The organism is Wolbachia endosymbiont (group B) of Horisme vitalbata, assembly GCF_964028625.1.
GTDB lineage: Bacteria > Pseudomonadota > Alphaproteobacteria > Rickettsiales > Anaplasmataceae > Wolbachia.
The window spans coordinates 767,515-780,310 of the sequence record NZ_OZ034797.1 but is presented as its reverse complement, the minus strand read 5'-3'; the positions used below and the strand labels follow the sequence as shown (position 1 = coordinate 780,310).

Here is a 12,796-nt window from a genome sequence, read left to right as displayed (position 1 = left end):
ACCTATGATAGAGCCAAGTACTAGTATTTCTAATCTCAAGTTTTTTGGATAATCGGTGAAAAAAAATCCTTTAATACCTCTTGCACTTTCACATAATCAGCAATATCCAACTCTTCAATTGCTTCTTTTGCAACTGATGTCAGGTTGGCAGTCAAAGTTACTTCCTTACTTAGATCACTACCATTAAGTCTCTCAATAGCTAGATAATCTCTAACTTTTGGACGTCTAATGGTAAGCTCTGAGATAGAAATACCATCAACTGTTATTGGATTATCAAGTTTTACTGTTGTCATACTTTCTCCTAAAAAATAAAATTCTAAAATCTTTTTAAAACTAAACCTAAATACCTAAAACCGTTTGCAGCAAGGCCATTTGATCAACACCGTTAATCTTACGGATCATGTTCTCAGCATCGATTTCTATTAATTCATTACCACCGATAGTAAGTTTATAGTAATGGGCAGCTACAGTACACTTCAGCGTTGCTTTTTCAGCAGGTTTCCAGCTACCAAAATCAAATTCTTTGAATATGCCCCTTAAATTGATTATTACTCCTTCAATATCATTGCTACCACTTCCTTGCATTCCTCCACGGAGCGTTAAAGATACTGAATTTCCATCTATCAAGCCAAAAAGTCTAAATAGTTCTGAATCATACTCAGCGAAAGTAAAGTCTGCTTCAAGCTTTTCCATGCCCATGTCAATATTTATTGGGATATCCATACCACCAGCACGATATTCTTCGGTTTTTATGGTGAGCTTTGGTAACGTTATCTCATCAATTTTTCCTGCATAACCCCGACCATCTACGAATACATTAAAATTCTTTAAAATCTTCGGTAACATCTCTTTCTCCCATTTTTATAATATTGTACCACTCACAAGATGTGACCTGAAAGTAATCTGTTCTGCTGGATATGGTGGTGTAAATTCGAAATCAAAATATACTTTCCCGCTTGCAATATTTGCCGGTGTATTGAGTTCAGGTGTTGCATAACATTTTCCGCTAATAATAGCTCCTTGTGCTTTTAAATTGGCCAAATAAGAATTCACCCCCTCAATTACATCATCTATATAAGTTTTGGTAATATTTCGATCAACTGCCCAGAGATGAGCTCGAAGTAAACTATCATTGATTAAATCTGCAGTCCTTCTCACTGATAAAAAAGCCCATTTTGAGTCATTTGAACATGTTCTATTGCCCCAAAGTTTGTAGCCGTTTTGATGAATTATCGTTGTTACTTCATTTTCATTCAAGTGGTTTGCTCTACAACTTGTATCACCGAGCGTAAAATCAATAGGCCTGCTTGTTCCAACAATACCATTTATCTCTTTGTTTGAAGGTGAATGCCAAAATCCTTGCTCACTATCTACTTTCGCTATTAAACCAGCTACAAATGGGCTTGCTGGCAAAATTTCTTCTTTTCCTTCAATAAATACCTTAACCCAAGGATCAACTACGTAAACTCTTGAGCTGCCTACACTTTTTCTCCATTTTATTACTTCTTCATCATTGGTATTTGGACCATCTGCTACTATTATGCTTCTTAGCTTTTCTGCTACTCCTATCAAAGCTGCTACTACTGGGTTTTTAGATTCAGGCAATTGATGAGTAAATTGAGGCGCAATTAATATTCTTGGAGCAACATGAACTATACTTTCACTGTTGAGGAATGCCTCTATCCCTTGATACTCTCCAGTCTCTTTATCAACACCGCCAATTATATTCTTCAGCGTCTCTTCTTCTTTTAATTTTGGATCGCTGTTTTCACTCTCTTCAACTCTAATTACTATAACTGTTGCACCAATCTGGGAAAATATTCCATTTACTGCAGAAGGTAAACTTCCACTCTTTCCGAGCTTTACTGCTTCCTTTAAGCTTCCTGCAACTAACACTGGTTTATTTAGCGGAAATTTTTGCTCATCTGCTTCAGGTGCAGTACCAATTACACCTATCACTGATGATTTAGCTGTACGTACTGCTTTGGCCCCTGAGGTTACCTCAATAACATTTACTCCGTGCAAAAATTCTTCAGCCATTTCTTTGCATCTTTTGTTTAAAATCGTTTAGTAAGTTCTCTACACTTTTGGCTTCTGCAATTTTCTTCTTGGTAATGTCTTCCAACTCTTCACATTTCATTATTTCTTTTACTGCTTTTTTTACTTTTTCTTCAATGATTCTTGCCATTTCAGTAACTGTAATACCACGTACTTTTGCTAATGGCTCTATAATTTCTGCATCTTTTTCGTCTATAGATTCTGGTGCTGCTAGAATGTTTTCTGCGGCTTTTGCTTGTATTTCGTACGACTTAAGCTTCTGATGAGAATATCCTGCGTATTGGTGAGTATAGTTATTATAATAAGTACGGAGACTAGAAAGTGCAGAAAGTTTTGCATTTTCCAATAATTCCAGCTCAATATCTTCCTTATTCCTTTCAACAATTTTCTCCCCTTCTGTTAAACAATAGCTTTTTTGCCAATCAAAATCTTCTGGTGCTTCATACCAATCATTTTCAGTTGGCTTGCTTTCAAGTGTTGTTGTTTCTACTTGTTTATCATTTTCAAATCTAATGTAGATAGACATTCTTTGTTACCTCCAGAGTTCATAAGTTTCAGATAACCCAGGACATTGCCAAGCTTTTAGCGTTCTCTCTACATCTATTTCAAGCCCCGTGGTTAGAAAATTGCTACGTATGTTATATACTCCCCACTGAATAAATTGACCATAGTTGTATACATAATTTGATGCAAGCATACCTTGACTGACTTGTGTTCTGGAACATAGGTAAGATGATGTATAAAGTAATATTGCAACTGTTTTTCCTGCTGGAATTTCCACATTACCAGATCCAGCTAACTTGCTATCAGAACTCGTGTATTGGTAAACATTTTTCCATATTATTCTTGAAATACTTGATTTATTAGAATTGGTATTATCTGATGTTCCCACAAATAGTCCTGCACCCCCGTACTCCGTACTAGAGTATGATGATCCAACAAATTCTATTGTTTTATTTATGTTCACATTCGTTGTATTTTTTACAAATATTACTCCAAGTGCAGCATACGGGTAATAGTATATCTCATCATAACTACCCGAAAAACTTTTTGCGCATAACTCTCCATAAATAAATGTTCCTTTATTTCCCTCTATAAAACTGAGTTGTCTTGGCCGATAAAAACTAACGTAATCTGTATCATATGTATGGCTACCTGCTAGTAATTGCAACATACAGTCGGTTTTTGTTATATCACTACTCCACTTTCCAAGCTCTGTCGTAAAAGTTCCGTGACCAAAGTAATTATTTTTTCTGCCCAGTACACCAAATAAGAAAGGTAATGAACCTGGTTCAACCATATTGCGCTTTTTTATTTCGTTTGTAAGCGACATTTTTAATTGATCATCTCTAGTTTTTACCTCATTAGAGATGTTTTCTATTCGAGTTTCTATTTCTCCTATAATTGATGAGCCAGGTGGTACATTATTAACAGCACGAAAATCTTCTACTAAACCTTTAAGACCATCTTTATGACTATTACTAATGCTATTTATTGCTGCAATATTGGCATTCTTTCTCGTATCAAGTAGCGATACATGTGAATCTGATGATGCTTTTAAAGTGTTTAAGGAATTATCCCTAAGCTTGTTGATTTCATTAACAGAATCTGTTTTTACTGCAGTTATTGCTGATATTGAGTTTGTTTTATTGCTGTTTATATCATTTAGGTGTTTTTTTGCACTATCAAGAAGTTCTTTTAGCTTACCATCAGTCATCTGTACAATTTCAGAAACTGCACTTTTGTCGACTATTGATTCCAATGCTTTAGCAAGATATGCTAATTGATCTGGTGTACTGTTTGCTGCTAAATCCTTAAGCCTCTTTTGTAGTGCATCAATTATTCCTTTTACTTCAGTCATCTGCACAACGTTGGAAATAGCTTTTTTATCTGCTATCAATTCCAGCGATTTTGCAAGATATGCCAGTTGATCAGGTGTGCTACTTGCTGCTAAATCCTTTATCCTTTGATGTAACGCTTCTATTGCTTCTTTCATTCCCAAAAATTCAAAAAAGTTTCAAATCTAAATCGTTTAAAATTATTTTTTAGTTGATTATGCTCATCTTCTCTTTCGGTAATATCTTCATCTATTTTTTCTATAGCTCTTCGAATACGTACCACATCTTGAACTGCAATATTTTCTGGATGAGGTAATGGATAGTCTCTGCTTGTTTTATCATTTGGCATTTTTTTTATGTTATAACAATCCGCAAGTTTTTTACCTTTGGACGATAGACAACCGTACCACTCAAAACTAATTTTACTCTAGTCTCACTAGCATTAAAATTTGATAGCACATGAGTTCTCTCTACCCAATTTTCCCCTATTGGTTTTCCTGATGTTAAATTGACTAATTGCCATTCTCCCATGTTTTTCTCTACATAAGTTTTAATGTCTGCAGTGCCAGGTATCAGCGCATCATAGGTAATTGTTATCTTAGTGTTAGCTCCTGCTGTAATGCTTCTTGTAACATAATCTCCGAACTCTGAAAGATTACCCAGAACTAGCTGTAACCCAGGATAGAGAACAGGACTTTTTTCTTTTGACCCTTTTAAATTTGCCTTTACTGTTAGCTCTCCAGATAATCTTTCACGCAGCGCGAGCGGCAAGTTATCAGATAGAAAATTTTCTTTTCCTTCTTCATCTGTCAGAATAAATTCTACATTAGTATCAAATGCTACTTTTTCGACGTTCGTCAAAACAATTAAATCTGATACGTTATTTGCAGTAACTTTACCAAGATCAATAACGTGAGAATTTTCAGTGAACTTCGTTGCTAAAAGCCTAAAAGTTAGATCTAAATTTTGATGTGGTGTCCAAGTACTTGCGTTGCTAGATGAAAGTAATACTCCTACTTGATATGGCTGACTTGTTACCCAACGGCTATTTACTGCATCATATTTGCCAAGTTCTGCTATTTTGACTGCAGTACCAGGATCATCAGTAAGCAGTACTATTGCATACTCCTCTCCTGCATGGCAAAACACTGGTGACCACTTTATACGTGTTGCTGTGCCATCTATCTTTATATCTTTTGGCTCAATATAGCTTTCAGCAATGACAGTTTGTGAGGGCATTCCCACTGCTGTTTCTCTAATCTGCACAGCAACACGTTTTTTGCCTCTATTTATAAACCATAACTCTAGACCTCCTATGTGCCTGCTTTCATTTAGAGTAAATGTTTGCGCTAAAGGATCAACTCGTCTTGCTGAGATCACTCTTCTTCTTTCTTCTATGGTAATTGTTTTTTTACCAGTATAAGTTGCCTCTCCATAGCTTCCTTTATCCCCATAAAACTGTACTAATTTAGTACCTGCTGGAATATTTGCTGGGATTTTTATCTTTCCCTTTAATTTTCCCTGGTTGTTGGCTGTGAGCATATTTTTACCTCTTACGCAGTAGGCTGAATGAAGATACCATCGAACTTCACCTCCTTGAGCTTTTCATTTGGCTCAAAGCCTTCGATCTCAAAATTCTGTACTGCTTCTCGCATAAATTCAGTTTCATAAGAATTACTTGACAATAGCTCTGTTGTTTCTCTAGTATTAAACACTCTAGTTACTGGACTTTTCCAATTCGTGGTAACCTCTGTCCAGTGGTCAATGTTTTTATTTAGAGTAATTTGCGCCGGAAAAGCTTGATATGGATTGATCTTTTCTCCTTTGGTCTGTAAAAGCTGCTCCAGTACCGGTTCAAGTTTATAAGGCAAAAGATATCTTTCCCCACCTTTTTCAATATCTGCAACTTCTACATCTATTGGCAGAACTAGCTCTCTATTTACTATTGCTGCAGACTGCGAAATTCCTTGATCACGCATATCATCATCAAAGAATGAATCAACAAATACTCCTTTTTTGGTGGTAGGTTCTCTTGAATTTGCATCATTGCGTAGACGTTCCTCTGCAACCAGCGCATAAAGATCATTTATTCCTTTTTTCATTGCTTCAAGCTCATTCATCGGTACAGCATGAATAGCATTATTCACTATTTTTACCCCTTCTTTTTCTCCGTTTTTCCATGTCTGATGAATGTAGCAGAGCAAAAGTTGTCCGCTAGGCGCTTTAGGCATTGATGGTCTCCAAGAATGGGAAATTCCTTTTATTCTTCTTACCACTCCTTTGCTATCGATAGTAATTAAATCAAAGCGTGGCATTTTCCAGGTGTAATCAATCAGAACCAAGCTGTTATCAACTGCTCCCCTTACTTTACATCCCTCTTCATTTATATCTTCAGGGCTTACATGAGTGCGACAGCGGTAGGTTATCAGGTAACTACTTCCAGGTGCTGGTTCTTTGCCAGGTAGTGACCAATCAACGTTTCCTGCATTTAACTTATAGTCTATACTGTTTTCATAAATAACATTGCCTTGTTTAGTTTGAATAATCTCAAGTACTGCAGAGTCAGGTATCGGATCAATGGCTCCTGAATATGAACCGTGAGTAATGGTAATGGTTTTTTGAACAGTTATATCTACTTTTTTAATTTCACTTATTGGAAAATCATTCACCTTCAGTTCCATTACTCTTTGGCTATTTGGCTGAAAAGTATGTGGTTCTGATTCAACTGATTTTATATCTGGATCTTCATCAAAAGAAACACGAATACTATGAGGTAACTCAATTTCATAGCCATCAACATGAGCTTTGCCCTCATTAATCACGAATACTTCTTTTCCACCTTCTTTATGTAGAAACATTACCTCTAGGCCATTTACAACGTAGGAACCATTGGCTTCTTTATCATAACGAGCAAGAGCTGTAGTTACTATATTTGCTTGTGGTGGCGGTGAATGTTCTATCAATACTCCATTTTCAATATTGTAAATTGGGTAAAATTCTCCTTCAGAAAAACGTGGAGAAAGACCTTCTGCTTGATAACCCCAAATGGTGGAAACTTTAAGCCTTGCTGCGCCTACTTCCTGATAGTTACGTGTACCAACAGCAGGATCACGAAGATTTGCGTCCTCAAGTTCTGTAATTGTAGATTCTAGATAATAAACACCTATACGAACTGTGGTACTCAGTGGAATAACAAACTCTTCTTTTTCGACTTTTCTAACTGCTCCACGAAGATAGATTTTTCCTGACTCAAGTGTAACTTTACCAGTTTCTCTATCTATAATACAATTACTTCCTGTTACAACATCACCATCACGAAATATTGCATCTCCTATGCCTTTAAGCTTAGAAAGAGCATACTCCTGAGTTTCATTTAATTCTGCAGACTGTAAACCTCTTCCTGCCAGGAACAAGCTTTTTTCGTATTCTTTGTCAGGATTAAAGCGATTGTAATAGGCGTTTAAAGTCATTTTATGCTAGAAAAATTCAAAAAGTTACAACAAATGAAAAAGTTTCCCGGGTGGCAGCGGTTCTAATAAGAGGTACTGTATGCTCTAGAATCAATAAAATACCAAAGTTTTCAATATCTTGTGGTTCAAAATATCTCTTTCCTGCCTCTTTTACTTTTGTACCAACCATAACTCCTAATTCCCGTATCACTTGATTTGCTGCGTCCGTGAAATCGAAAGTAAATTTAAGGTACAAGTTATTGGTTGGTACATTTGAAGGTTTAAACCGTCCTGAGGGAGTAATTAGTTCTCCATTCTCATCACCTGTGCAGAAAAGTACCTCATCAACTACGCGACGTCCAACTTCCTTTAATAATTTTGTAGAAGTAATGAGCTCTGGCGGTGTACTCTGAGTGTATTCTACAGTTACTATGCTACTTGCTGCAATAGGGCTATTTTCAAGGCATTTAATCATTCCAGTATTGCTATCAACTAAATAGTCAACACTTGGCTGATAAATCGTTTCTCCTGTAAAAACCTTGACATTCTTCACTGGAGAGTGATCAAGCATTATTTCACCATTGGTAAAAGTTTTTTCTACTCTATGGCTACTTTCCCAATTTGCATCACCACTGCCCCAAGCAAGATGTAAGGGTTGTTCTTTTATGCTTGCTGCTATTGCTGCTCTGCCTGATTGTGTGAGAATTGACATAGTGAAAAACTAATGCGCTCTATAATATATATACAAAGCAATTTCAAAATTTTCTAAAAAAGATGAAAATATTTTTTTTGCAAAACTATAAATTAACTGTTTGAAAACTTCCTGCACCTAGATTAAACTTACCTTCTCCTCTAGCAAAAGGACCAGTTGGTATATCAAGCCACTTGTCTTCCTTTGAATCCATAGACATGCCTTTTATTACTTTGCCCTTATTTAATAAATTCTGTACTAGTCGCTCAAGTCTATGTCTGCTAAGGTTATGGAACATAGATGGTAACTTATGACGTTGCTTAAAGATTCCTGGACCACCTGTATGAGTAAATGGATGTCCTTCTTCTGCAAAAAGTTTTATATACTGAATGAGAATATTTTGTAAACTCTCATCAGAGGATTTATTCGCCATAATCTGTTCAGAGATGTCTTCAAGTAAACCTGTTGCTGAACGTAAGTAAGTTCTTACACTTCTATCTGCTGCTCCATTAGATTTTACTATTGCTCCTTGGTAAATTGTGTTGCTATTTCTATCAATTCTTAATGCATTACATACAAAATTATAATGCTCCATAGGTGCAGGCCATAACGCAAAAGAACATCTAACTCCATCTACAAGTGCAGTTGTACCTCTAATTGCATCTCTAGCCTGTTCTACGGTTGTGATCGATCCACATTTTGGCTTTCTCATATGATGAGCAGCAATTACAGATGCTCCTGTTTCAGATGCTAAGTTTGCAAGTAAACCCATAGCATACCATCCAATCTCTGGATCTGAATTTATATCAGCATGAACAAATGACATAAGTGGATCGAAAACTATAAGTCTTAAATTCTTTACTGAAATTAATTGTCTTCTTATATCTGCAAATTTCTCTGAAGTTACAGGACATTTACCACGCATATTAGTCTTAATTACTGAAAAAGGTTCTCCTGTATCAGGTATAGGCACGATAAATAATCGACTGCTGTACTCTGCTCTTTTACCTTCAGGATCAAGGCGGTCAAGACGTCGGTGTAGCTCATTTGCATCATCTTCTGCAGAGAAAATTACCACTGATCCATGTTCTTTAACAAGAGGACCAAAACCACATATCTGGTCTGTATCACTTGCAACTTTAAGTGCTAAATCAAGCAGAAGCATTCCTTTACCGGTATCTCCCATTGCTGCTAATATAGAAACAACTCCCAAAGGAAATAACTCATCAACAAGAAATTTTTGTACTGGAACTTTGCCTAAGTAGCGACTTACGCTCCAATCTAAAATGTTAAGTGAATTGGCTTTTCTTAAGTTTTTTTCAATAAATTCTGAAACATTTATTCCTTCTGATATACAATCAGCTGCATCCCATTTCTCAGGTTTATCTTGTGGAATTTTGAGAGTAACAAGTGATGCAACTCCTATTTCTAAAAGCTTTTTAGCAACTCTTTCAGCATATTTCTTGCCTGGTACATCATTGTCTGGCCAAATAATAACATGCTTACCTTTAAGTGGTGACCAGTCTGTTTTTTCTATTGGTGCATTTGCCCCTGACATTGCAGTTGTGGCAGTAATACCTTGTTCTATCAGCGCATCTGCACATTTTTCACCTTCAACGAAAACAACCTTATCAGATTTTAAAATACCTGGAATATTGTATAAAGGTCTGATCTCTGGTGTAGTAAAACTAGACTTTTTAACGTCAAAAGGCAGATATCGCTTTTCTGAAGCAGTATCATAACGGTAAACTCTAGCAATAACCTGATTATTTTCATCGTAATAATTCCAAGATGTAGTTGGCTGACCTATAATTTCATTAGTTCTATGCTCTTTTGAATAACCAAGCCACTTAGAAATGTCCTCAATTGTTTCGGTAAAATGACTTTTTCCAGTAACAGCAGCCCAAAGATCAAATATATCTCCTCCTTCTCCTGTTGCAAAATCGTGCCAGACTCCTGCTTTACTGCCGGATAGCTCTACTACTAAACTCTTTCCTCTATTACCTTGTACATCACCTACATAAAACTTATCACCACGAAAAACTCCTCTTGGCAGTAAATAAGAAAGACAAGATCTAATGCTTAGTAAAAGTTGATCTTTTATTCGTTCCTTTTCTATCGATAATGTATAATTACTATTTCTTTGTGGAGCTGCTGTATTAAAATCACAATATATATTCATACCTACCTACATTATGCTCTAGCTATAACTTTAGCATTTTTCCAACATCCATTAACTTTGTTGATGAATTTCGTTGGTATAGATCTACCGTTTCTCAGTTCATATACTACTTGCAAGATATTTGTACGTTTATTAGGTTGAAACATTACTATTCCAGATGTGTAAAAACTTCTTAAAGCGTTAGCACCAACTAAAGCTTGAAATGGATTTTTTTCCAACGTAGAGGTAGATACTTTTTTGGTATGGTTTGTAATGATTATACCAGCCATAGGATTAATTCTGGAGCGTAGTTTTTCTATTCCATGTTGCAGACCATAGCTAACCGAACTATAAGGAGAATCAATCACAATTAAATCAACCAAATCAAATTTTTCTGCTATCATGCTTTTTATCTTTTCTATACCTTCTTCATTTAAGGTCAATTTCATCTTTTTCGTCACAACTAAATTTTCTGTTGCTAAATTAGAAAGTTTTTGATTAGTGATGAGTTGTTGTATACGTTCTCTAATATAATCATATTCCATTTCGTTTTGTAGATAGAATATTTTTAGCGGTTTTGTAGATTTCATACCAAGAAATGATAACCCTGCTGCAAGATGTGCTAACAGAGAAAGAAGAAAATGACTTTTGCCAACCTTTGGTGTACCACCTATAACCAAAAGGCCACCTGGAGTTAAAATTCTTGGACCTATTATATCTTGTGGCATTGGTGACTTATCATTTAGGTAATGCTTTACGAAAAATGCTTTTTCTTCTAATGTTGAGCTTTTTTCATCTCCTTTAGTGTTCAACCATGCCTTAGCAGAATCTACATCACCTTTAACTAAAGTCCAAAGATCTACTATATCTCCTTTCTTTTCTTCGATCAGATCGTACCAATTTCCTACATTTTCTCCTTCTATTTCAACTATTATTTTATTTCCGTTTATACTGCCAATATAAAATTTATTTTGGTAAGATTTGCCATCAGGTAGCAAATAAGATACACAATCTTTGATATTATCAATTAATTTTATTTTCAAAACGTTTTTAGATGAAAAATTCATAGAATCCTCCTGATTTATTCCAAATTTATTCAACATACTTTTTAGACGTTGAAAGTCAAAATTAGCCAGCTCACAAACAGTTTCAAAGGATCGTGAGCGAATCCATTGACAAGCCTCTTTTTTCAGTTTTAGGTTCTTTCCTGCTGCATCCTGAATAGCTCTAGTAATAACAGCAGCCCACAACTTTCCTTCGTCGTACTTCAAAATGGCACCCAATCAACTTCTGAATTGTTCTGTTGTTCAGGAGTAATGACCGTAGCAATTTTGTTCCTATCTCCATAGGTATTATTCGCTTCAATGCCTATTTTTGCTGTAAATTCTAAACCATTTAAGTCTGCAATTGAGTTGATTTTTCTTGCAAGAACTGCTTTTTCTGAAGTGTCATTTGCATGAATATTTCTAGCTGACTCCAAAATACTGCGAATCATAGAACGTCCAGATTCTCCCCAAGTATCTTCTTTTCCTTCTGCTTTGCCACTTTTAATACCAATTATTTGGTAAATCTTACAATTTGCGTATGGACCTTCAATTACAGTAAATTCAGCGTTTAAATAGATGCTTCCAGTATCGTAGCTTTTAGTAAACCAGTTTTCGTAACCACCAGGTTTAATTGCCATTTTTACCTTGACTATTGTACCTTTAGGTATTAAACTACTCTGTAGTTTTGCAGTATTAAAATCAGTTAAATACTCTTCTAACATAAAGTCTCCATAAAAAGGTTAAATACTCCATTGATCAACAACTTGCCAAATACCGTTTATCTTATCGACAAGTTTATTTGGTATACGTTCACCATTGCGTAGTTCGAAAACTATCTGACGTGTGGAACTCTCCTCATTTTGCCCATACATAACCATACCAGTGCTATAAAATCCTCTCAGAGATCCAGCGCCACTTAGCCCTTGAAATGGATCTTCTTCAAGCATCTTCTTTGATAATTTTTTCGTATGGTGAGTTAAGATTATGCAAGCATTGGGGTTAACAGCATTACGTAACCTTTCAAGTGTTTTCTGAAGGAAGAATAGCATGGCACTATTATCATTTTCATTTCCATACTCACTACTAAATATGTTTCGCAATGGATCAATAGCTATAACATCAGGTTTAAAGCGTTCTTTCGCAATTTCCTTGATTTCATCTATTTCCTCATTATTAAATGATAAATGTACTCTTGGTGTAATAAGTAGGTTATTGGCAGCTATATTCAAAAGTTCTTTATTTAGTTGCAGTTGTTGTAATCGTTCTTTCATATATTCATATTCAATTTCAGTCTGCATGTAGAAGATTTTTAAAGGTCTACTTGGAGTCATACTAAGAAAGGAAACTCCTGCAGCCATGCAAACGAGCCAAGAAATCAAAAAGTCACTTTTGCCAATTTTCGGAGGGCCACCTAGAACCAATAAACCCCTCTGAGTTAAAATTCTTGGGTGAATGATATCCTCTGGTATTGGTGATTGGTCGTCCAAGTATTCCTTAACACTGAAAAAAGGAACCTTTTGGTTAATAGAGAAAAAATTTTGTATCATAATGAT

13 protein-coding genes are annotated in these 12,796 nt (G+C 35.6%); all 13 read right to left on the bottom strand.

All coding sequences use genetic code 11. The annotated features are described in order from the left end of the window. Positions 1–35: 35 nt before the first annotated feature. On the bottom strand, positions 36–293 hold the full coding sequence (locus ABWU56_RS03830) for a phage tail assembly protein (RefSeq protein WP_264376465.1): 258 nt from the start codon (positions 291–293) through the stop codon (positions 36–38). 46 nt (positions 294–339) lie between these two features. Further along, on the bottom strand, positions 340–846 hold the full coding sequence (locus ABWU56_RS03825; RefSeq protein ID WP_208571690.1) for a phage major tail tube protein: 507 nt from the start codon (positions 844–846) through the stop codon (positions 340–342). A gap of 15 nt (positions 847–861) precedes the next feature. Beyond that, the gene (locus ABWU56_RS03820; protein WP_264377708.1) at positions 862–2,040 is read right to left on the bottom strand and encodes a phage tail sheath subtilisin-like domain-containing protein; all 1,179 of its coding nucleotides are present in this window, start codon (positions 2,038–2,040) and stop codon (positions 862–864) included. Then, entirely contained in the window at positions 2,033–2,584 is a 552-nt protein-coding gene (locus ABWU56_RS03815) for a hypothetical protein (protein ID WP_353281941.1), read from the bottom strand. The genes ABWU56_RS03820 and ABWU56_RS03815 overlap by 8 nt, the downstream gene beginning before the upstream one ends. Before the next feature lie 6 nt (positions 2,585–2,590). Further along, the gene (locus ABWU56_RS03810) at positions 2,591–4,054 is read right to left on the bottom strand and encodes a hypothetical protein (protein ID WP_353281939.1); all 1,464 of its coding nucleotides are present in this window, start codon (positions 4,052–4,054) and stop codon (positions 2,591–2,593) included. Next, positions 4,051–4,245, bottom strand: a complete 195-nt coding sequence (locus ABWU56_RS03805) for a hypothetical protein (protein ID WP_353281938.1) — start codon at positions 4,243–4,245, stop codon at positions 4,051–4,053. Before ABWU56_RS03805 ends, ABWU56_RS03810 begins: the two co-directional genes overlap by 4 nt. Before the next feature lie 5 nt (positions 4,246–4,250). After that, positions 4,251–5,438, bottom strand: coding sequence for a hypothetical protein (locus tag ABWU56_RS03800; protein WP_353281936.1), 1,188 nt, complete (start codon positions 5,436–5,438; stop codon positions 4,251–4,253). An 11-nt stretch (positions 5,439–5,449) separates the two neighbouring features. After that, a complete protein-coding gene (locus ABWU56_RS03795; protein ID WP_353281935.1) occupies positions 5,450–7,366 on the bottom strand; it encodes a DUF4815 domain-containing protein in 1,917 nt (638 codons plus the stop codon). 16 nt (positions 7,367–7,382) lie between these two features. Then, complete coding sequence (locus ABWU56_RS03790) at positions 7,383–8,057, bottom strand: hypothetical protein (RefSeq protein WP_353281933.1); 675 nt, start codon at positions 8,055–8,057, stop codon at positions 7,383–7,385. 85 nt (positions 8,058–8,142) lie between these two features. Continuing rightward, on the bottom strand, positions 8,143–10,218 hold the full coding sequence (locus ABWU56_RS03785) for an AAA family ATPase (RefSeq protein WP_353281931.1): 2,076 nt from the start codon (positions 10,216–10,218) through the stop codon (positions 8,143–8,145). 11 nt (positions 10,219–10,229) lie between these two features. Continuing rightward, complete coding sequence (locus ABWU56_RS03780) at positions 10,230–11,468, bottom strand: AAA family ATPase (protein ID WP_353281929.1); 1,239 nt, start codon at positions 11,466–11,468, stop codon at positions 10,230–10,232. Beyond that, a complete protein-coding gene (locus tag ABWU56_RS03775; protein WP_341810102.1) occupies positions 11,465–11,965 on the bottom strand; it encodes a hypothetical protein in 501 nt (166 codons plus the stop codon). Before ABWU56_RS03775 ends, ABWU56_RS03780 begins: the two co-directional genes overlap by 4 nt. Positions 11,966–11,983: 18 nt before the next feature. Further along, positions 11,984–12,790: an AAA family ATPase gene (locus ABWU56_RS03770; protein WP_341810101.1), complete on the bottom strand. Its 807-nt coding sequence runs from the start codon at positions 12,788–12,790 to the stop codon at positions 11,984–11,986. Positions 12,791–12,796 lie beyond the last annotated feature (6 nt).

Bases quoted from the DNA above. Each gene is read 5' to 3' on its own strand.
- ABWU56_RS03800 (WP_353281936.1), bottom strand. From the start codon at position 5,438: ATGCTCACAGCCAACAACCAGGGAAAATTAAAGGGAAAGATAAAAATC.
- ABWU56_RS03805 (WP_353281938.1), bottom strand. From the start codon at position 4,245: ATGCCAAATGATAAAACAAGCAGAGACTATCCATTACCTCATCCAGAA.
- ABWU56_RS03770 (WP_341810101.1), bottom strand. From the start codon at position 12,790: ATGATACAAAATTTTTTCTCTATTAACCAAAAGGTTCCTTTTTTCAGT.
- ABWU56_RS03825 (WP_208571690.1), bottom strand. From the start codon at position 846: ATGTTACCGAAGATTTTAAAGAATTTTAATGTATTCGTAGATGGTCGG.
- ABWU56_RS03830 (WP_264376465.1), bottom strand. From the start codon at position 293: ATGACAACAGTAAAACTTGATAATCCAATAACAGTTGATGGTATTTCT.
- ABWU56_RS03815 (WP_353281941.1), bottom strand. From the start codon at position 2,584: ATGTCTATCTACATTAGATTTGAAAATGATAAACAAGTAGAAACAACA.
- ABWU56_RS03785 (WP_353281931.1), bottom strand. From the start codon at position 10,218: ATGAATATATATTGTGATTTTAATACAGCAGCTCCACAAAGAAATAGT.
- ABWU56_RS03790 (WP_353281933.1), bottom strand. From the start codon at position 8,057: ATGTCAATTCTCACACAATCAGGCAGAGCAGCAATAGCAGCAAGCATA.
- ABWU56_RS03775 (WP_341810102.1), bottom strand. From the start codon at position 11,965: ATGTTAGAAGAGTATTTAACTGATTTTAATACTGCAAAACTACAGAGT.
- ABWU56_RS03810 (WP_353281939.1), bottom strand. From the start codon at position 4,054: ATGAAAGAAGCAATAGAAGCGTTACATCAAAGGATAAAGGATTTAGCA.
- ABWU56_RS03820 (WP_264377708.1), bottom strand. From the start codon at position 2,040: ATGGCTGAAGAATTTTTGCACGGAGTAAATGTTATTGAGGTAACCTCA.
- ABWU56_RS03795 (WP_353281935.1), bottom strand. From the start codon at position 7,366: ATGACTTTAAACGCCTATTACAATCGCTTTAATCCTGACAAAGAATAC.